The following is a 19,255-nucleotide window of genomic DNA, read 5'->3' as shown; positions in this document are numbered from 1 at the left end:
AAAGGGCTCCAGTATCACCGTCAACGCTCTAACACCTCTAACGCTCGGCTCAACGCACCAACCTGCTCTAAGTCACTAACGCTAAAACAAGACCCGAACATTCTCCAAAACACGAAAGTTTAATATCCCGGTTTGTGTTCCCCGGATCCAACAACAAGAGTATATCAATCATGTAAACGTCAACAGTGAATTAAACTTTCGTGCCCTTGGAGAATGTTCGGGTCTTGTTTTAGCGTTAGTGACTTAGAGCCCTTTGAGCATTAAGCCGTGCATTTGAGACTTTAGCGCGTTGACGGTGATACTAGAGCCTTTGTGATTTGGTGAGCATTTTTTGTGATTTAGAGACCTTAAAAAATCATATAAAAAAATTTGTGTTTCCGTGTTTCTGTGAGGTTACGTGCCTACCTGCCATCCGACAGGAACAACGCCAGAACTCAATCACAGAACAGATGTAATATGTCCATTTTAAAAGAAACCATCTAAAAGTTTTTCATGGGAGCACACAAAAGCGAACAAGGAACATAAATGACATTTTAAGAAGGTTATCATATCCTTAAAAAAATTATGGACCTTCGAGCCCTTTTAGCGCTTCGTGGTGAAAAAATTGGTGTCCCATTGTTGCCCTAGCGTTAAGTTTGATCACAGGGGAATTGAGATTTACCTTAAAGAAATAACGGGATTAAGAATAAAAGACGCTATCAAGTTTATCGTAAACAGGAGGAAAGAATAAGATCTTGCGATAAAAGTTTCTATACACTAAAACATTTATCGCAGATATAAAATTAATATAATTGTTCCTTCTGGATCGTAGATAGACATAAAAAATCATTCTACATTATCGTTTTCATTAATTGTTTTTGTCCATACCGGTCAACAGTATAACGTTCCCGCGACCTTTTTTGATCTTTTTGATCAGGCCCCGGTTCTCAAGATCCGTTATCATCAGGCTGACCTTGGCCTCTGAATATGGCAGGGCTTTCCTTAGGTCAAGCTGCGTCATCCTTCCGCCGTTCTTTTCAAGGATCTGGATTATCTCCCTGAGGTCTTCCGGCAGCGTAAGCTCTTTTTGTGCCTGTGTCGCCACCGAAAACTGGATCTTTGGGGGTTCGGATACTATTTGAACATCCTCATCTTCCCGCTTCACCTGCTCTTCGAAAATGTCCGTTACATGTTTGATCTCTTTGATCTGTTCCTTTTTAGGCGCGGGTTTTTTTCTGAAGAATAATACGTAGCCGATGAAACCTAAAACAATGAATATGATAAATACCATAGCGGCCACTAATACAAGGTTCTGGTCATTCTGCACCGGCTCATCCGGCACTATCGCAGTTATATTATCATCCAGGATATCAAGATCATCTATGCTACCGGCAGGGAATAGTATCAGGTCTATTATATAGTCCCCGTCGCCCGTGATAGTTATATTTTCCTGAGCGTAAAGGGCATTAGACCCCGGGCTGCCCCACTTTGCGATAATGGTATAATCGCCGCTTGGCAGGTTAAACGAATAGCTGCCGGTCTTTGAGACCATCGTCTGAGGCGGCATTGAATTGACTTCCACTATAACATTGGTGAGAGTATCAAAAGACGACCATTCGTAGATATTGCCGTGCACCGTGGTCATCGCATGAGCAGACGGAACGCAGAACAGGGATATTACAAAAAGCAAGGCTACTGCTAACGATGTTACTGTAAGCCTCAACTTTTTGCAACTCATATACTTGGTAAATAAGCCTAAAAAGATATATACTTTTTTAAAGCGAAACAAGATGTATTAAAGTTTTGTAAAGCAAAATAGCCCTTAATATTGCCTTTAATAATTAATATGGAATAGATTAAAAAAAGTATGCTTATATAGTATAGAGAATTACTAAATAAACAATAAGATAAGATTAAAGTGGTATTCATGGAGTTAAAAAATGTCATAGCGATAACAGTGCTGGCAATGTTGCTCTTATGCATGGCCGAGCCGGCACTATCACAGGGTCCTTCATTACCTGCCACATCAGCCAGCGAAAAGAAGGACACTTTCAGTGATAAGCTAAAAAACTCCATTAACGCTTTGAACGAAGTTAAAAAAGGATCCGATCCGGCCGAGACGAATGCCACTAACGGCAAAACGATCTATAGCGCCCAGCTACGGTTTGCGAAACAATACGCTTCTGGAAGCCTGGAGAGGATAATAGAAGCCATAGGCGTCTACAGGGACAGAACGGAAGACTCTGTTTTACCGTCTGATAAAAAAGAGAACATCCTGACTCAAATAGATTCTAACATAACCTGGTTCGAGTCAAAGAAAAAAGCCATAGATTCCTCGACTAATGTAAATGAGATAAAAAGCATAGCGAGAGAAGCGGACAATAGATGGAACCAGATAAAAGTGGATATTAAAAAAGAATCGGGCATCATATCATGCGATACGATGGACGGGCAGATCAATGATGCTAAAAATGTGTCCGGGAGGATCTCCAGCGGGATAAATTACCTTAAGGCGCAGGGTAAAGATACTTCGGCGATCGAAAAGAAATTTGAGGATTATAACAAGAACATCATGATGGCGGAAAGATTTACCCTGGAGGCCAGAGAGGAGTTCAATAAGATAAATAATCCAGTAAATGCCGAGCTGCGTTTCAGGCTTGGCCTGCAGAAATTAAAACAGGCGCAGAATAAAATGAACGATGCATATGCGGACCTTAAGGAGATATACAGGCTGGTCTATGGAAATCAGATAAGTAAAAGCAGGCCTTTTTAGATAATTTAATAAATCATAAATCTCTTTTTAACATGGAATATCCGATGTCGTCTAAATGCGTCAAAATCCCTAAATCTCAAGGTGAAACCACAAGGCAATCCCTTGTCGAAGCTGAGATCATCGACCAGAGATTTAAAATAAGGTCTGATGATGAGTTTGTCTATATCCCGGTATTAAAGGATCTGACAGATGATATTTTAAATAAGATCATACCCGGACTGAATATCATAGAATGTGAACTCGAAGAAAATGAAAGGGCAAAAACGATAGAGGACATTATAGGGTTCACGCCTTCTTTTGAGGTCATCGGCGATATTGCCGTCGTCAACGAAGACTATGATAAAAGCGTAGGCGAGGCTATTATGAAAGTCCATAAAAGCGTAAAGACCGTCCTGATGCCTTTAACGCCGGTCACGGGAGAGTTCAGGACACGGGATTTCAAAGTCTTATGCGGCGAGAACAGGACCACCACCGCCTATAAAGAGCACGGTTTCAGGTATGAGATGGACATTAACAAAGTATATTTTAGCCCGAGATTATCCACAGAAAGAAAAAGAGTGGTCGACCAGGTTAACGACATAGAGCTCGTCATAGACATGTTCGCGGGCATAGGGCCTTTCGCCATACCGATAGCAAAAAAGGCCATGTACGTCATTGCAGTGGATAAAAACCCTGCTGCGGTAGAATACTTAAAAAAGAACATAGAGCTCAACAAAGTGACCAACATACAGGCGATAAATGCAGATATAAGAGAAGTACAGATACCGCAAGAAGCCGACAGGGCAATAATGAACCTGCCGCACTCGGCGCATGAATTCCTGGATGTCGCCTTCCGGTTAGTCAGGACAGGCGGCATCATACATTATTATGATATAAGGAACGAAAAAGATATATTCGATAATATTATAAAAATGATAAGGGAAAAGGCCTCTGAGAACGGATGTCTGATACAGATCGCAGATAAACGCATAGTCAGGTCATATTCGCCTCATGAATATAACATAGTGCTTGATATACGCATCGTGGGAAAAGAATTAAATACAAGATAAGGATATTAAAAGATTCGCTCATAGTTGATGAGCAGTTCATAAATGCCGCCGTGGCTTAGCCCGGCAAAGCGGCTGATTCGTAATCAGCAGATCGCGTGTTCAAATCACGCCGGCGGCTTTTTTGTTTTTAAAACAAAATTTATCAAGTATTAGTCGATAGGCTTTATTTTCATATACTGACAGATTAATCCAAATTTATTGGCATTTGGAATCACATGCTGACTCAGCGATTTTTAGTATATCACGAGCTTTTTACCGTAAAAGGATTTTTCTTCAATAAAAAGCTCAGTCATTATGTCGATACTTTCAGGAGGTGACATTTTAATGCAGAAAATAACGGTGAGCATTATTATATAAGCGGCTGAGGCCTGATAGAATCATTTCAGCCTCTTAAAACAACATAAACAAGGTCAGGAGTCTTTCTTATTATAGCAATAATATTTCAGAATCGACATATACTTGAAAGTTTCTCTACCGGCAAAAAAATATATTATTATTCCTGGCGTTCTCTCATTTAGCAGCAGGCTGAAAAAACAGATAAAATGAGTATTTATTTCATTTAAATAGATATTTTGATAACTATTCTAAAGAACTACAACTGATCGATCATAAACATCCAATAATGCTTCTTACTGATAAAGTCGATAAATATGGACACAGGCTTTAGGTAGCGATCCGGAAGACAACTATTACTGTTCTGCTAAAGGCAGCATAATTATAAATCTGGAACCCTTCGTGTAGTCGCCCGGTACCCGGTCCTCGACCCACACTCTGCCATCGTAGCTCTCCACGAGCGATTTGACCAGGTACAGCCCCATGCCACCGCCTCTGACTCGCGTATCTCCTCGCTGAAGCCTGCGAAATATCCTGTCTTTTACGTTATCAGGTATACCGGGGCCGTTATCCTCTATGCTTATCATGTCATAGCTCTTGCTGCGGACCGAGACTTCCTCGAACTCGATGCGAATGACCGGCTGAGGCCCGCAGTACTTGATCGCGTTCCACAAGATGTTCTCGAAAACTTCACCAATGAGATCGTTAGCCATCACGTGACACGAGGGGGGTATCCTGCATTCAAAGCGGACATTTATATCCGGTATCATCGAATAGCGTGCGAGAATACGCTTAATAACCAGGCAGGCGTTGATCTTATAGTTCCTCAGCTCACCCGACCGGACCTTCTGCAGCTTCTTAACGTTATCGATGAGATGAGTACTGGCCTCCAGCGAACCCATCGACTTCGACAGCAACTCCTTATCCGCCTGGATTATATCCGGCGAATCTAACGCCAGCTCCAGGAACCCTATGCCAACCTGGTTCATGTTGCGAATATCATGGCTCATCAGGTCCAGGTAGAGTTCGGCCTGTTGCTTTGCATCTTTCAACTCTTCCTCGATTTTCTTACGCTCGTTTATTTCTTGTGTCCTCGCCTCCACAAGCCGTTCAACCTCCCGGTATAAGTCTGCGTTCCGTATGATGAGCCCTATGACTCCGGACATTCGATCCATGGTGCTGATCAATGAGTCGATGTTCCCCGTGAAGCTGAAGTCCATAATGACAAGAGTTCCGACACGCACAGCGCCTACAAAAAGAGGCACGCTCAGGCAATTGTTCATTTGCCAGGCAGAAAGCAGCCTGTTGCCTACAGGATCCTGAGAACTCTTATCCCATAACATAATAGAATCGGTTTGCATCGTGACCTTGTATAGTTCCCTGGCCTCAATACTTTCTGCGATCCCTCTCCTGCTTTCCGGATGAATTATGAACCGGGGCTGCTCGCATCTCTCTTCGGCCTGTAGAAGGATAACCAAACGTGCGCCGGTTATCTCCCGGATCTGCACGTTCAGGGCATGTGCTACCTGGTCCGGATGTCCTCCCTGTTGTAGCATTTGTTCCAGTACATTCACAAGCAGCAGTGAATATGCAGGATCTGCACTGCCTTTATGTTCATACATTTCCTGATTTCACTCCATCGATCGCCCGTATCATTGCAAGGATATTCTCAGGCGGAGTATCAAATGGAATGTCCGGTCCAGTGGTACCGAGCATAAAGCCGGGGTCTTCCCTGCGATCACCTAAGATGGCGGCATAGCGCCTGTATATCTCATCCGGCGTGAACCTATCCAGGCTTGGGCCGTCCATTCCTCCCACCAGTCCGATATCGTCACCTATCATTCGCCGTGCTTTCGCCAGGTCGTCTCCAGCGTTGGCATAAAGCGCGACCACATTAGGAAGATCCTTATATAGGTCCATGAATGGGAGGATAGAAGAGCCGCCATTGTGTATGACGATAGGCCCGTCAATTTGCGCGAACGCTTTCTTTAGTACGGGCATGACGACTTTCTCGACAAGGTCGCGTGTTACGACGGTGCTGCTCAGGAAACCGCCCGATGAGACGAGGAGGGAGGCGCCGTCAGCAAGCAGGGCATTTCCATATGCTACGAAGTGGTCGATCGTACGGTTAAAAACGCTTGCATGAAGATCACTTTTGAACAGGAGCGCGTCGAGCCATGCATCCATGCCCAGGACCATAGAAGGAAGATCGATCGGATTTAGCAGAATACTGGCAACAGGGATGTCACTGTTGCACCTTTCCACAGTAAGCCGAAGCGATTCCCGAATATATTGTAATGTTGGTTGGGAATCAATGTCTGGAAATTCTAGTTCCAGGAATTCATCAGCCGATGATACGGGATATTTCCGGATATTCGGAGGCTGGTCAGGGAAAAATTTGAGATTGGCCCCAAAGGCTTCTCCCTCGCCTGCATAAAACAATGGAGATAATAGAATATCCGGTCTAAAGGACTCTAAGATCGCTGCCTGTCCCGATGCGTACAATGCAGGGTCCCGGTAATACCTTTCCATTGTTGCGCCGATCAATCGCGCTCCGTACAGGTTCAGGATCGGGACAAATGCACGCCGATCAGTCTTCTCGCCATTCAATACAGCCATTACCCTTTCTCTTGAGTTTATGATACCCCCTCCGTCTCTTTTGACTCCTTCCAGAGACGTTCGAATAATGCCGGGGCTTCTATAGCGCTCTCACACGTCCCGTCGGCACCGACCCTCCATGCAAGTTCCGGCTGCAGCCTGAACACCGCACCTCCGACCGCCAATTTGATCTTGCCCGACAGTCCCCGCTCATCCAGGATACGCCGTATTTTTATTATATTCTCGGCCGTACCATACATCATTGCCGACACCCCTATCGCCCGGGCCCCGACCCGGCATGCGGTCTCAACGAATTCCTCCGCCGGCACATCAACACCCAGGTCAATCACCTCCCAGCCATCTCCCTCCAGGAATAATCCGACCATCTTGCGGCCGAGCCCATGAAAATCGCCCTCGATGTTGCCGATCACTATCGGCCCTTTAAGCTTGATGTGCGATCTAACCTCCTTGTCGGCAGATACTTTATATTCTAAGATCGCATCTTCCACGATCTTATTAGCGACATATGCCTGTGCAAGGCTCATATCGCCTTGCTGCCACTTCTCCCCGACAAGATTAAGGAACGGCTCCAATATCGATACGATCAAGTTCTCCCCCCTGTGCGCTTCATTCCATGCCTTGATCATAACTCCCGCTCCAGCGCGGTTCCCATTTTTAGCTAATTCGAATAATTTATCGATAATTTCATAATCCCGGCTTTTCAGATCATCAGGTTCATCCTGATCCTGAGCACTGACACGTACCATTCATATCCACCGTATTTTCATTTTTATTACCGGCTTTTTTCTGCTTCTCGTTCATCAGACCATCGTATAAAAAATATTTTAAATTTATTTATGATTATTTTGTTTATTAAATTAATACGTCATAAAGCTATAAATATGATATTATAATGTCGTATAATTCTTAGTAAATATTTGGTATATCTGGTTAAGCTGTAATACGATTTTAAAAAGCTTGCAGATAACTATCTTAGTTTTGTATAATGTGACTTTGATGGAAACATCAATTAAATTATTACACTACTGGACAGGATAAGGACTTATTACGCATAGAACAATTTTACCATTTGAATCCCCCGCACAAAAATATATTGATAAATAATATCAACTCTGGCTTCCCGCGACCCCTTTAACAGTTAAGATCCTGCCAAATCTTTAACCTCTGGTTTGTATCGTTAGTCAGCCGGAAACAATACATTTTAATCACATATGTAATTTTATAATAATGAATTTGGCTTGTATCGCTTTTAAATTTACTTAATTATCCTTTATGTGATAATAATAGTAATATTATTATATAATTATATGACCCCTAACTATGCTATTGTATGTAATATGACTCTTTAGGAGTGAATATACCGGACAATAAAGGTGACCCATATAAAGAAATTAACTATCGGTTTAATCCTGGTATTGGCAATAGCGCTCGTAGCCTCAACTCCGGCAATGGCAAAAAAAGCGGTCAACCCTGCGGACTTAAATAGACTTAAAATTGACGCAACGATCGCAACAGGTGCTTACGAAGAAACTACTTTTGAGGTAAGGGCATTACAGATAGATGAATCGGGCAATGCGATAGGAAGATTCAAATATACCGTAACCAACACCGCCTCAGGTAGAAAATTCGTCGATAGAGGATTAATAACGGCCATGAGGGTTGAAGGCAATGTAGTGATCGTCGGCGGGATTATAATCGCTTCTACTGACAGTAACGATATAGGAACTGCACTTTTAATGGGATTCCAGGAAAATCCGGATGAAACAACGCCCGGACTACGTTTCGCCATAACATCCCGGGCGGACATATTAAACAAAGTCAATAGTATTCCACTCGTTGCAGTTACTACTTCGCTAGTTCCAATAGAATCAGGCTACGTAATACTGAAACCATAACTTCGAAGACTTTATATTTTTCTTTAGATTTAGTTAGCTAGCCAAACCTATACATTAAATGAATATAAATGATATAAAAGTGGATAATAGATACCCTGCACAAAAAATTACATTAAACGAGTAGCATCCGGAAAATGTGAATCAATCTTTCTCGGACCATCCGGCTTCTGGACTGATAATTTCCTCGCCCGACTCCCAGCTTACTGGATAATTGTATGCCCGACTCAACGAAGCCGATGTACTATGGCAAAGTCAAGTATGAGCAGAACGGTGTAAATATCCCGAAGAGAGCAACGAGCACGTTGCTCACTTACTATTCATGTGGCCAAACCACTTCTTCATTTTATGAGACAGTACAAGCATCCGTTTCAGGAGATAGCGAAAATCATAAGGATGATGATAATAATAAGAATAGCTTTATGTACAGGCTTTTTCCAAAGAGCGACTACTGTAGTGATGTCAAGATTATCCCCCTAAAAGGATCTGAAGAAGCAGGATAAAAATAAATCGGCAATTCATATTTAGGGTTTAACCTTAAAATACTGCTTTTTTCTTTTATTATGGGATATAAACAATTAGTAAGCTTTGCATTTTTATGTCTAATCACCGATAAATCGTACATTCCTTTAGTAAATTATTACTATAGCTATTTCAAATTATTTTTAAATACATAAAATATGATAGATTGAGTGATTGAGCATGACTGATATGATCAATAGAAATCGTAACAATTTTGATTTACTGAGGCTCGCTGGCGCAATGCTGGTAATCTTCTTCACAACTTATGGAGTCATGGGCGCATACAAGTTGGATCCTTTGTTTCGACTGACGAATGGCGTAATAACTACAGGTGGCATGGGCGTGTTAATGTTTTTCATAATAAGCGGTTACCTGATAACTATGAGCTGGGATAAAAGGCGCAATATCATAAGGTTCCTATGGGCAAGATTCTTGAGGCTTGTCCCGGCGCTCGCCGGGGTGGCACTATTGACGATTTTCATAATTGGTCCTTTAACCACTCATCAAAACCTGTGGGACTATTTTACCAGCCGGACAACATGGGGTTACTTAAGCATTATAACGGTGTTCTTCCCATCATACCACCTTCCGGGCGTTTTTATACATAACCCGAGTAACATGGTAAATGCCGCATTATGGTCATTGCCTATAGAGTCTACTATGTATCTGATCGTATTGGTCCTGGGAGTTCTTGGCATATTAAATAAAAAATACTTGGTGACGCTCTTAACTTTATCGATACTTGGAGCCTATTTGTATATTAACGTTCATACAGCACATATTATTTTGCCGGTCATGTCTCACGATATAATAAACCAGCTTAAGCAATATTCACAGATGGTAAGTTATCCCTTGTATTTCATGGTCGGGTCGATATATTACCTCAACCATGATAAAATAAAGTATGACATGCGCCTGGTACTCTTGGCTTCAATTGCATGGGTGCTATCCTTCTGGTACTATGAACTATTGCTCCTGACAACGTTCATCTGCATACCATACATAGTACTGGGTATCGCATTTACGAGCATACCTTACATAAACGGAATAGGTACTAAAGCCGACATAAGTTATGGACTATACATTTTCCATTATCCGGTTCAGCAGACAGTATTAAACTTCTTCAGTCTCGATACATTAACACTGCTCATCGCGACACTTCTTATAACAGTGCCGTTGGCATGGCTGTCCTGGCACCTAATCGAAAACAGAGCTTTAAACATAAAAAATATCGACATAAAAAAACTAAGTTTGAAGCAGAAATTCAATTCTGGAAAGTTCCAGAACTGATTTTTTATTTTTTTAGCGTACATATCCAGAACTTACTTTTGGTTAGCTTCGCATAATTTTTGCTTAACTAACTATATATCGTGCAATCCCTTTGTAAGATATTAATTGCTGCGATTTCAATTAATTTTTAACTATGCAAAAACCCGAAACATCGGCAGGTTGTGTAATGCCGGGACTATCAACAGGTATAGTAATTACTTGGATATTTAAATTCTGGCGTACGAATTACAGGTCGATTAATTCATCGCTTGTTGGCTTCATGGAACTTAAAATTTCGTTAAACGAGATTCGGCCAGAAAATATGAAATGATATTTCTTGAACAATCGGGCTACACCTTGATGGTTTCCTCGCCAGGCTCCCAGCTTACCGGACAAAAGTTGCCCGGGTTCTCGCGGACGAACTTTGCGGCTTCCAGCCTGCGAAGCAATTCTTTTGTGTTCCTGCCGAAGCTATCGTCATATATCTCCATCGACTTCAGGTTGCCGTCCGGGTCGAATATGAAGCTTGCACGATGCGAAAGGCCGCTGCTTTCGTTATACGTACCGAAAGCCCGACAGATATCTCCGGTAGTGTCTGCGATCATAGGGTACTGGATCTTCTGGATCCTGGGGTCGCTGTCGTGCCATGCCTTGTGGACGTACGCAGTGTCGCGGCTGACGCTGAATACTTCCGCGCCAAGATCCGTGAAGTTCTTATAAAGGGAGGCCATTTCATCTAGCTCCGTAGGACAGACATAGGTGAAGTCTGCCGGGTAGAAGATAAAAACCATCCATTTACCCCGGTAGTCATCGAATCTGACCTTGGTAAATGTATTATTATAGTAAGAGTCGGCTTCAAGATCAGGTATCCGGTCGTTGATCTTAAGCGCAGGAGTTTGCAGCCCTGTTCCCTTACATGTTATACATATTTCCGAAGTGGCATCGCCTGTCGATACAGACATATTGATAGACAGTAAGGCTATGGCGATAATGAAGAATATTATTATGATCATGGTCCTTTTTGTCACTGGTCACACCATTCATCATTTCTAAACCATTTTTAAAAGACTTATCAGAGTTATCAACAAAGATGCAATAAATAACAGCCTAAAATAAGTGAAAGACAAAATAATGCGTTATTTTCAAAATTAAATAGTATCTGGAAATGTAACACTCATCGGAATATTTTTGTTGCAAACATCCATGGTCTTCCCCGGATGTTTAATCTAAAATCGGGTATGTACGCCGGCGGCTTTTACGTTTTTCTAACATTAAAGAATGATTAACAGAAGGATATATTTCATATCCCATCACTTATCTAAAATTTCAAAGATATGTTTATTATAAGATAATACAAAAATCGGTCATACGCAAATTGGGCAAGGGTTTGTTTCGTCTCTACCATATAGAGACTATTGATTTTACGGAGGTTGGAGGATCATTAAAAGCGAAAATATCATACCAGAAAAGATGCCTGTCTCATCACCCGATCTGGTAGGATATATAGATAATAAATACAGCGACGGGCAGGTCCGCTTTATCATCAGATTCAACGGCATACTGGACGAGAAACGGCTTGGAAAAGCGGTAAGGCTGGCGTTCGACGCCGAGCCGGTTACCGGCTGCAGGCTCATTGAGAGGCCGTTACGCCTTTACTGGCAGCGCTGTACGGATCTCGAGAGCGCTTTTGAGTTCCATATTGTCGATCACTCAGATCACAATAAGGGTATATACGAGTATTTATTGGCGCCCTTAGACCCGTTCAAAGGACCACAGGTCAAAGTAGGCTTATTCCGCTCGGGCTTCGATACACTATATATTAAAATGAGCCATATCGTCGCAGATGGCGGCGCTTCTATCGAATATATCCAGCTTTTATCCAGTATATACCGCAACCTGGAAAAAGAGCCGGAATACAGGCCTGCCAGCAATCTCAAAGGCAGCAGGAGCTCATTTCAGGTTTTAAGGCACGTCGGGCTGAAAAAGATACTGGCGTCATGTACCGGTATATCAATATCAAGATCCTCCTGGGAATTTCCCGATACTGACAATGGCAATATACGTCCTTCGTTTTTTATCAGGCGTATAGGAAGGGGCCGGCTTTCTCACATTAAAGCCTATGCAAAGAACCACTGCGTAACGATGGGAGATATACTGCTTACGGCTTATTACCGGGCATTATTTGAGGTTTTAGATCCTCCGGAGAACATACCGATACCGCTGATGGTACCGGTTAACCTTAGAAGATATATTCCCGGCGGCCGCAGCGAAGCAATATGCAGCCTTACCGCCGGTTACTTCCCGGAGATCATCAGAAATAAGACAGAATCGTTCGAAGAGACGCTGGCCAGAGTACATACCGTTATGGAGAGCAATAAGTCGATACAGGAGGAACTGGGGCAGCTATTATTAATGGAGCTGGCTTTTGCTCCGGGACATATTATACCGCGTATCCTTGAGCCTTTTCTTTCCTCCGTCTTTGCTACGCCATCGTTCTCGAATTTCGGCGTAGTAGAACCCATGATAGCCGATTTCGGAGGCATCAAGATACAGGATATGATACCTGCGGGACCTATGACATATCCGCCGCATTTTGTCCTCGGGTCGCACACATTCAATGACGAACTGACATTAACATCCATCGTTTGTGGTACCGAGGCATACAGGACCCTGGTAGAATGCTTCTTCGATATATTAGTCAGAGAATTACCGGGATACAGTCTTGACGAGGTCGATATTGTTCAGGAGGAAGTCGTGGCGAATAAGCCGGGTCATGATACGATAGAAGTTTATATACGGGAAAAGTATATTTCGGATGCCTGATAGAACCGAAATTTCCTCAGTTGCCGATTTTTTATAGTGAAAGCAAAGCTGCAGGCATATTAAAGCGTAGATCATGGCAGTAAAAGCTGTAAAATAATAAAAGGCTGCCCGTAGTAGTCATTAATGAGTGACAGTCATCATATCTTAGCCAGTAAAACATAGAAAATAATTAGCCAGCTTATCTATTTACTTGAATTTGTAATAAAAAGAGCCATCGAAATAACCTTTTAGGTTACGACATGGCCCGGTGTTTGAAATTATCCCTTTATTATCCATCTGGCTATGTCATGAACCACTTCTGCATCGACATGGCCTTCTATATCGTATTCCTGCGGGGTCGATCTGCCCTCCCCGGCAAAGAACAGATGGTTCAGCTCAGGATAGAGCTTCAATGTAACATTTTCTTTGCCTGCTAAGGCGGCTTTCCAGCCTTCGAAATCTACTTCAGGCGTAACCTGGTAATCGCGTCCGCCCTGAAGTATCAGCATTCGAAGTGATAGCCCCTTCGCGACTTCAGCCGGATGATAGCGGTGTAGATCCATTAAGTACATAGCAGGGATACCAAGCGGCAGTTCGCTCGATGGCGTATCTGCGGACAAACCGGGGTCCTTTGCTTTTTCCACCTGCTTCTTCAAAAGTTCTATGTCTGCTTTTTGTTGTTCCGTTAACTGGCCGGACAGGCTATAGATGTATGTGACCTGTGCTAGTGCAGAATCCTCCATAGGAATGGTACTCCCGGCCATGATGATCAATCCGGCAAGACCGGTATCGTGTTTTCCTATGCGCGGGACTATCGAGCCGCCAATGCTATGACCCAGAAGGAAAACACGGTCAGGGTCTACATTCGGGTACTCGCGCAATATTCTGATAGAGGACAACGCATCATCTATCACCTCTTCCTTCACCGTACAATTTTGCCCGTATACTGCCTTGAACTTTTCCGGGTGAGCCTTTGTACGCTTTTCATATCTTAGTACGGCGACTCCTTGAGATGCCAGTCCCCATGCCAGGTCCTTGAAAGGCTTATTGGGGCCGAGAGTCTCATCCCTGTCATTTGGGCCTGAGCCATGCACAAGCACAACTCCGGGAAACGGTCCGTCACCCACAGGCATAGTTATAGTGCCGGGCAGTGTCCATTCACCGGTATCAACATTTATTTCATACTCGCGGAAAGCCGACTGGTCCGCATATTCAGGCGGTTTATAAGTGGAAGTAGTTGAAGAAATATCATTTGCCGGCAAGAAATTAATGCCGCTGATCAGCCCCGAATCATTAAATACGACCTGTACGTCCATATTAGCCCACCCGAATTTGCAGGTAACAAAGACGATCCGGTACCCTTGCATCTCAGCAGTGCTAATACCGGTTATTTGTTGAATGGAGCCTGCCTGGCTGTTCAGAGTATTCCAGTAATCCTTCAGTTTATCTTGTGGGAGCGCATTCTTTAGAACGTCATCGAACCTGGAAACGGCTGATGCAAAGTCATTCTTTACCAGCGCCGTAACAAATTCAATTGCATGTTGTTTTAAATCCTCGATAGTTAATGAGTTCATGTAATCATACTCCATTATTGTTACGTTTACTTCTTTATTTCAAAGATCACCTATGTGACCCCGGAAATTAAAACCACGAATACTGGTGCCGGGAAAATGACGTTAGTAAGGGTGATATCAGTTGCACTGAATCCTGCGTGTAATCCCGTTAATTTTCCGTTTCCAGAATACATTGAATATAATCTTATAGACGATACTATAACCATGACCAATATACCAGCTACAGTCTCAAGTCCGCTTTTGTTGATTTATCTGATTTTTAAATACCCGCTATATTTATCTCAAAATTACGTAAGAAGCTATCAATAATAAACATGTCCTTAAGACCATATATGCTTGTTCTTAAAATTCCGTATAAAATTTTTTATTACTGGTAAAGGTACATCAAAACCTTTTCAGTCAGCACATATTAAAATCATAACCGTATATCGATAATATATAAACCCATTAAGCAGGACAATTATCGATATTTCATATAAAAGAGGGTTAATGATCATGTCATCGTACTATTGTTAGAACAATGAGCAGCCGGAAAGTGTATTTTACGTAGCTTATTATAACAAGGACATTGGTCTGACCCGGACGTTGATATAGGCTTTCCCGTGGAGAAAAAGCTACCGGGAAGAGGGGACATTCAGCCGGGGAGGACCATGGATGCAATGTCGCAACGGGTATGTATACAGGCCCCTACAGTGAAATGCAGCCGGCGATCATTTTTTGAGCGGTGCCCCGCAATCAAAGCACTTAGCGTCATGTATGCATATACGACCGCCGCAGGCCGGGCACGTCCTTGCGTCCCATTGCTCTCCGAGCCACGTATCCACTCCGACGCTCCTTATCCTCTCAAGGCTTTTTATCATGCTATATCCGCATTTTTTAGTATAGTTGCTATCGAGCCTTTTTAGATTATCGCACGGGAATGATTCACATTCGTAGCAAAACTTTATCGTGCCATTCCGTAGCGGCGGACAATCCTTTTTAATGAACGCGCAATTCTTATTTCTTATCCTGCATCCTTCGCAGCCTTTTTTCAGGCCTTTTTCACGGGCCAGGTAATCCCTGCAAAAGCCGCAATACATACCGCAGGGGGCGGCTAGCGCATACTTAACGGAATAGTCATCGTACTGTTTCTTAGCCATAGGCCAACCACTAATTCAAGTCTTCACCTTCAAATATATAAGATTAAGTGACAGTTGATATCTCCCTCTGTAACGTTGGGAAAGAATAAAAAGACCTTCGTCGCTAATTTTATGAAAACGCTTCACTGCTGCTCTTTTCATGATAAGCAGGAAAGGGTTCGAATCACGCCGTCGGCTCTTTTTAATTTTAAATAAGATATAATGTTTATTTGTGGAAGCTCTATTATCATTTCGATACATTGGACATAACCGCGATTTGCAAGAAATCAATTAAGCTCAAGCTATTATGCAGCTTAATAGACCACTATCATATTATTTTTGTAGCAATTTTTAATAATCACAATGCAAGGTTACTTATTATCGTAGAGTATTTTGTAACAAGCGAGGTGATAAATTGAAGTGTCCAGATTGCGATGTAGAAAGCATCTTTATAACATATGTGAATGTGGGCCAGCGTAAGGGCGGTAGCTCGACAAGGTATGCCCAGTACAAGTGTCCGAAATGTGAACAATTGTTCGAAAAGCGCAGGTAACTGAAGCCGGGCTCAATAAAAACACGGCATCAGAAGACTGTATATAAGAGCTTTTAATAACCGTCTATTAGACTTTTTATTAGCTATTTATAGCCGATCTTACATATACCGGGTATATATATTATATTCACATTATAATATTGCAGAGAAATCCTCTGCATGAGTGTGTTAAATGAGCGGAAATTTTTTAGGCCGTAGCATCGGCCCGAGAGAAATGCATAAAGCGACTTGTTCAGATTGCGGTAATGAATGTCAGGTACCTTTCAGACCTAACGGCAGCAAGCCTGTATATTGTAACGATTGCTTCCCGAAGCATAGGGTAGCGAGGAAACCCAGGTATTAGCACCTATAATATATTTACCTATAAAATAGCGTATATGTTATCTGTTCTGATGTGATACGAAGAAAAGAATATTCTTCGTATACCTATTTTTTACCCCGGATAATGATCTGGCTTCTATATTACCTGTATGTCATTAATAACGGAAGCCTATGTTTGTGATCGGCAGTATATCATCGTCTTCGACAACCTCGTCATGTTCGAAGAGTGATGCGTCATTGCCGGGTTTTTCAACGGTTGCCGGTATCAATTTATCGGGTTGCACCGGCCCTTTCTTTTGTCTTTTCGCATAGCAAAAAAAGGTTGTGAATACGTCCATGTCTTTAATTATCAATAATTCACGATTATAAGGCACAATTGAAATGTATGTCAAAACGTTAGGCTCCATTTTATTCTTATAAATATTGGCGTATGCGGGTATATACTCTGGCAGAGACTTAAACGGGATCCTACAATTATTTGACAACTCTTGTTTCCCACAAAGATCTGTTAGTGTCATGAGAAAATGAATGCAGGCCCGGTACCCTTAGCATGGTCTCCCGGAACCTGACCTTCTATAATACCAAGCCCACATGGGGATGATCGGGCTGGTAACGCTTGCATTCGTTAAATTTCAAGACCGAAAAAGCAAAGTCCGGGCATCGTTTCCGTTCCTGATGACGATTGCAGGCATTTAGACCTGAATATGCTTCCTGACCGCAGGCGTGATGTTATCGGCTACTTATGATAAAGCTATATTTTTATATCCATCGGTTTTCTATAACCTATCTCGTCGACAATAGTCATAGCATCCGGCTTTGGCGATAGAAAACACAAAATAAAAAAGCCATTAGATAGAAAGTGCGGCGATATAAGGCTCACCGCAGGCCCGTATTCTATTTCCATTACCACATGCAGATGCTATTCTGCATCCAACAAACTAAATGGTGTGTATATAGGGTTAACACCTTCTTTGTTGTTGCATTTAGCGTTCTTCAGCGATGCCAGAATCCAACCGGTTGTTCTGTGTTCTATAGCTTTACTGCGATCTTCGTGTAATGCTTTACCGAACACCTCTACATTTCACTGTTTTTAGCATGTTCTTCTGCTTTACCGCATTCGACTGCTATCACAGTATGTTAGCAATTAACATATGGGCGCTTAAGCCATATAAACTTGTTGTTTCAGGAAAATAAGCATGCTACCGGCATATTTTTAAGCTATTAACTAATAACATATAAGTTCCGATAAATAGGTATCATCGGCGTCATAAATTAACGGTTTAATAACTTTTTTACAGTTTCAAAAATTAACACCTATTTACATCTCACTTATTTACAAGCTCCGATCACTTATTATAGGTTTTAGCCGCGATATTTTAAGAGCCGGTCCGTTATATTCTTATTTTCCCCAATATACAAAAATTGGGATACACACGAAAAATACTGGCAACAAACGCGAAGTAATATCCGCTGTATGTCGCCGTGGCTTAGCCCGGCAAAGCGGCTGATCCATAACAGCAGACAGATGGTTCAAATACCCCGGCGGCTTGAATATTTTAACATTATTATTAGAAAATTAATAGATCATATAAAAGAATGACTTCTACTCTCTGTTAGAAAAATATTTTCATAAAGCACTTTACAAAGATTTAAAATCCTCACTGCTCATATAATATATGCCTTTAAGAAATCAATATTCGTTAATGCATATAAAAGAGTGTTCATTATCATGTCATCATACAATTGTGAGATAAAAGAGCAGCCTGCACAGCCGACCATGTCTATCCGCACCCGGGCGTCGCTGGAGAAACTTCCAGAAGTCATAGGCCAGAGCGCCCATGCTATAATCCAATACCTGGGCGAGATCGGTGAACAGCCAGAAAGTGTATTATATGTAGCATATTTTAATCTGGAAATGTCTGACCTGGACGTTGAGATCGGCTTCCCCGTATCGAAGAAGCTGCCTGGAAGGGGTGACATCCAGCCTGGAGAGATCCCGGGAGGCAAGGTCGCAACATGTATGTACACAGGCCCGTACAGTGAGATGCGGCCAGCCTATGAAGCTCTCATGAGACTGGTGAACGAAAAAGGGCAAGTGCCTACCGGTATCAGCTACGAGATGTACTACAACAGTCCTATGGAAGTTAGCCTGGAAGATCTGAAAACACTTATACTGCTTCCGCTGAAAAAGTAGATACTTTTTAATTATCCTGAATTTAGTAAATCTACAGATAGGATGTATTGTTCTAAATTCTTTAAAATAAAAGGGTTGAACATCCCATATAGAGATGTTCAATTTTTTTAATTTCGATAGTTTTATGCAATCACGTATAGTGTGCCTTTGCCGCCTTCTGCGCGGTCGCCGGTGAGTACGTTGAACGCGTACTTTTTGCCGTCGATCTCCAGTTCCTGGGTTCCCTTGGTGGCGAATCCGGGCATCATGCACTCGAT

General features: G+C 42.4%; 17 protein-coding genes and 1 tRNA gene. 10 read left to right on the top strand and 8 right to left on the bottom strand.

What is annotated here, in order from left to right; genetic code table 11:
- Nucleotides 1-847: 847 nt before the first annotated feature.
- Nucleotides 848-1,717 carry a helix-turn-helix transcriptional regulator gene (locus tag CUJ83_RS12405; RefSeq protein WP_230742641.1) on the bottom strand — a complete coding sequence of 290 codons (870 nt, stop codon included), beginning with the start codon at nt 1,715-1,717 and terminating at the stop codon, nt 848-850.
- A 189-nt stretch (nt 1,718-1,906) separates the two neighbouring features.
- Here CUJ83_RS12405 and CUJ83_RS12400 point away from each other — a divergent pair, with 189 nt between their 5' ends.
- The 3 genes from CUJ83_RS12400 to CUJ83_RS12390 all read left to right on the top strand — a co-directional run bounded on the left by CUJ83_RS12400 (nt 1,907) and on the right by CUJ83_RS12390 (nt 3,919).
- Nucleotides 1,907-2,752, top strand: a complete 846-nt coding sequence (locus CUJ83_RS12400; protein WP_230742640.1) for a hypothetical protein — start codon at nt 1,907-1,909, stop codon at nt 2,750-2,752.
- 44 nt (nt 2,753-2,796) lie between these two features.
- On the top strand, nt 2,797-3,801 hold the full coding sequence (locus tag CUJ83_RS12395; RefSeq protein WP_230742639.1) for a class I SAM-dependent methyltransferase: 1,005 nt from the start codon (nt 2,797-2,799) through the stop codon (nt 3,799-3,801).
- A gap of 44 nt (nt 3,802-3,845) precedes the next feature.
- Nucleotides 3,846-3,919: transfer RNA gene (locus CUJ83_RS12390), tRNA-Thr, on the top strand.
- A 571-nt stretch (nt 3,920-4,490) separates the two neighbouring features.
- Here CUJ83_RS12390 and CUJ83_RS12385 read toward each other — a convergent pair.
- Genes CUJ83_RS12385 through CUJ83_RS12375 form a run of 3 tightly spaced genes read right to left on the bottom strand, consistent with a single transcriptional unit; the run spans nt 4,491 to nt 7,499 of the window.
- Complete coding sequence (locus CUJ83_RS12385) at nt 4,491-5,756, bottom strand: sensor histidine kinase (protein ID WP_230742638.1); 1,266 nt, start codon at nt 5,754-5,756, stop codon at nt 4,491-4,493.
- Nucleotides 5,749-6,774, bottom strand: coding sequence for a uroporphyrinogen decarboxylase family protein (locus CUJ83_RS12380; protein WP_369424343.1), 1,026 nt, complete (start codon nt 6,772-6,774; stop codon nt 5,749-5,751). The genes CUJ83_RS12385 and CUJ83_RS12380 overlap by 8 nt, the downstream gene beginning before the upstream one ends.
- A complete protein-coding gene (locus tag CUJ83_RS12375; protein ID WP_230742636.1) occupies nt 6,771-7,499 on the bottom strand; it encodes a cobalamin B12-binding domain-containing protein in 729 nt (242 codons plus the stop codon). The genes CUJ83_RS12380 and CUJ83_RS12375 overlap by 4 nt, the downstream gene beginning before the upstream one ends.
- Nucleotides 7,500-8,126: 627 nt before the next feature.
- Here CUJ83_RS12375 and CUJ83_RS12370 point away from each other — a divergent pair.
- From CUJ83_RS12370 to CUJ83_RS12360, 3 genes are all read left to right on the top strand, one after another.
- On the top strand, nt 8,127-8,648 hold the full coding sequence (locus tag CUJ83_RS12370) for a hypothetical protein (protein WP_230742635.1): 522 nt from the start codon (nt 8,127-8,129) through the stop codon (nt 8,646-8,648).
- A gap of 215 nt (nt 8,649-8,863) precedes the next feature.
- Entirely contained in the window at nt 8,864-9,148 is a 285-nt protein-coding gene (locus CUJ83_RS12365; RefSeq protein WP_230742634.1) for a hypothetical protein, read from the top strand.
- A 199-nt stretch (nt 9,149-9,347) separates the two neighbouring features.
- The gene (locus tag CUJ83_RS12360; RefSeq protein WP_230742633.1) at nt 9,348-10,457 is read left to right on the top strand and encodes an acyltransferase family protein; all 1,110 of its coding nucleotides are present in this window, start codon (nt 9,348-9,350) and stop codon (nt 10,455-10,457) included.
- 329 nt (nt 10,458-10,786) lie between these two features.
- Here CUJ83_RS12360 and CUJ83_RS12355 read toward each other — a convergent pair whose 3' ends face one another.
- Nucleotides 10,787-11,464 (bottom strand): peroxiredoxin, encoded by a 678-nt coding sequence (locus CUJ83_RS12355; protein ID WP_230742632.1) that lies wholly within the window; start codon nt 11,462-11,464, stop codon nt 10,787-10,789.
- 442 nt (nt 11,465-11,906) lie between these two features.
- On the opposite strand from CUJ83_RS12355, the gene CUJ83_RS12350 reads away from it, so the two are divergent.
- Nucleotides 11,907-13,259: a hypothetical protein gene (locus tag CUJ83_RS12350; RefSeq protein WP_230742631.1), complete on the top strand. Its 1,353-nt coding sequence runs from the start codon at nt 11,907-11,909 to the stop codon at nt 13,257-13,259.
- Nucleotides 13,260-13,516: 257 nt separating this feature from the next.
- On the opposite strand, the gene CUJ83_RS12345 is transcribed toward CUJ83_RS12350, so the two are convergent.
- Nucleotides 13,517-14,812 carry an alpha/beta hydrolase gene (locus CUJ83_RS12345; RefSeq protein ID WP_230742630.1) on the bottom strand — a complete coding sequence of 432 codons (1,296 nt, stop codon included), beginning with the start codon at nt 14,810-14,812 and terminating at the stop codon, nt 13,517-13,519.
- Between the two features lie 710 nt (nt 14,813-15,522).
- A complete protein-coding gene (locus CUJ83_RS12340; protein WP_230742629.1) occupies nt 15,523-15,951 on the bottom strand; it encodes a DUF3795 domain-containing protein in 429 nt (142 codons plus the stop codon).
- A gap of 394 nt (nt 15,952-16,345) precedes the next feature.
- Here CUJ83_RS12340 and CUJ83_RS12335 point away from each other — a divergent pair, with 394 nt between their 5' ends.
- Together CUJ83_RS12335 and CUJ83_RS15765 are read left to right on the top strand one after the other, a co-directional pair.
- The gene (locus CUJ83_RS12335) at nt 16,346-16,483 is read left to right on the top strand and encodes a hypothetical protein (RefSeq protein ID WP_230742628.1); all 138 of its coding nucleotides are present in this window, start codon (nt 16,346-16,348) and stop codon (nt 16,481-16,483) included.
- A gap of 172 nt (nt 16,484-16,655) precedes the next feature.
- Nucleotides 16,656-16,826 (top strand): CxxC-x17-CxxC domain-containing protein, encoded by a 171-nt coding sequence (locus tag CUJ83_RS15765; protein ID WP_369424300.1) that lies wholly within the window; start codon nt 16,656-16,658, stop codon nt 16,824-16,826.
- A gap of 133 nt (nt 16,827-16,959) precedes the next feature.
- Here CUJ83_RS15765 and CUJ83_RS12330 read toward each other — a convergent pair whose 3' ends face one another.
- Complete coding sequence (locus tag CUJ83_RS12330) at nt 16,960-17,142, bottom strand: hypothetical protein (RefSeq protein ID WP_230742627.1); 183 nt, start codon at nt 17,140-17,142, stop codon at nt 16,960-16,962.
- Nucleotides 17,143-18,533: 1,391 nt separating this feature from the next.
- Here CUJ83_RS12330 and CUJ83_RS12325 point away from each other — a divergent pair.
- Nucleotides 18,534-18,998: a GyrI-like domain-containing protein gene (locus tag CUJ83_RS12325; protein WP_230742626.1), complete on the top strand. Its 465-nt coding sequence runs from the start codon at nt 18,534-18,536 to the stop codon at nt 18,996-18,998.
- Nucleotides 18,999-19,255 lie beyond the last annotated feature (257 nt).

Source organism: Methanooceanicella nereidis (genome assembly GCF_021023085.1).
Classification (GTDB): Archaea; Halobacteriota; Methanocellia; order Methanocellales; family Methanocellaceae; genus Methanooceanicella; species Methanooceanicella nereidis.
Note: the sequence above shows the minus strand (reverse complement) of the source record. Positions and strands in the feature narration are given on the sequence as shown.

Coding starts and splice junctions, on each gene's coding strand:
- CUJ83_RS12405 (WP_230742641.1), bottom strand. CDS start 1,717: ATGAGTTGCAAAAAGTTGAGGCTTACAGTAACATCGTTAGCAGTAGCC.
- CUJ83_RS12400 (WP_230742640.1), top strand. CDS start 1,907: ATGGAGTTAAAAAATGTCATAGCGATAACAGTGCTGGCAATGTTGCTC.
- CUJ83_RS12395 (WP_230742639.1), top strand. CDS start 2,797: ATGTCGTCTAAATGCGTCAAAATCCCTAAATCTCAAGGTGAAACCACA.
- CUJ83_RS12385 (WP_230742638.1), bottom strand. CDS start 5,756: ATGTATGAACATAAAGGCAGTGCAGATCCTGCATATTCACTGCTGCTT.
- CUJ83_RS12375 (WP_230742636.1), bottom strand. CDS start 7,499: ATGGTACGTGTCAGTGCTCAGGATCAGGATGAACCTGATGATCTGAAA.
- CUJ83_RS12365 (WP_230742634.1), top strand. CDS start 8,864: ATGCCCGACTCAACGAAGCCGATGTACTATGGCAAAGTCAAGTATGAG.
- CUJ83_RS12360 (WP_230742633.1), top strand. CDS start 9,348: ATGACTGATATGATCAATAGAAATCGTAACAATTTTGATTTACTGAGG.
- CUJ83_RS12350 (WP_230742631.1), top strand. CDS start 11,907: ATGCCTGTCTCATCACCCGATCTGGTAGGATATATAGATAATAAATAC.
- CUJ83_RS12345 (WP_230742630.1), bottom strand. CDS start 14,812: ATGAACTCATTAACTATCGAGGATTTAAAACAACATGCAATTGAATTT.
- CUJ83_RS12340 (WP_230742629.1), bottom strand. CDS start 15,951: ATGGCTAAGAAACAGTACGATGACTATTCCGTTAAGTATGCGCTAGCC.
- CUJ83_RS15765 (WP_369424300.1), top strand. CDS start 16,656: ATGAGCGGAAATTTTTTAGGCCGTAGCATCGGCCCGAGAGAAATGCAT.
- CUJ83_RS12330 (WP_230742627.1), bottom strand. CDS start 17,142: ATGGACGTATTCACAACCTTTTTTTGCTATGCGAAAAGACAAAAGAAA.
- CUJ83_RS12325 (WP_230742626.1), top strand. CDS start 18,534: ATGTCATCATACAATTGTGAGATAAAAGAGCAGCCTGCACAGCCGACC.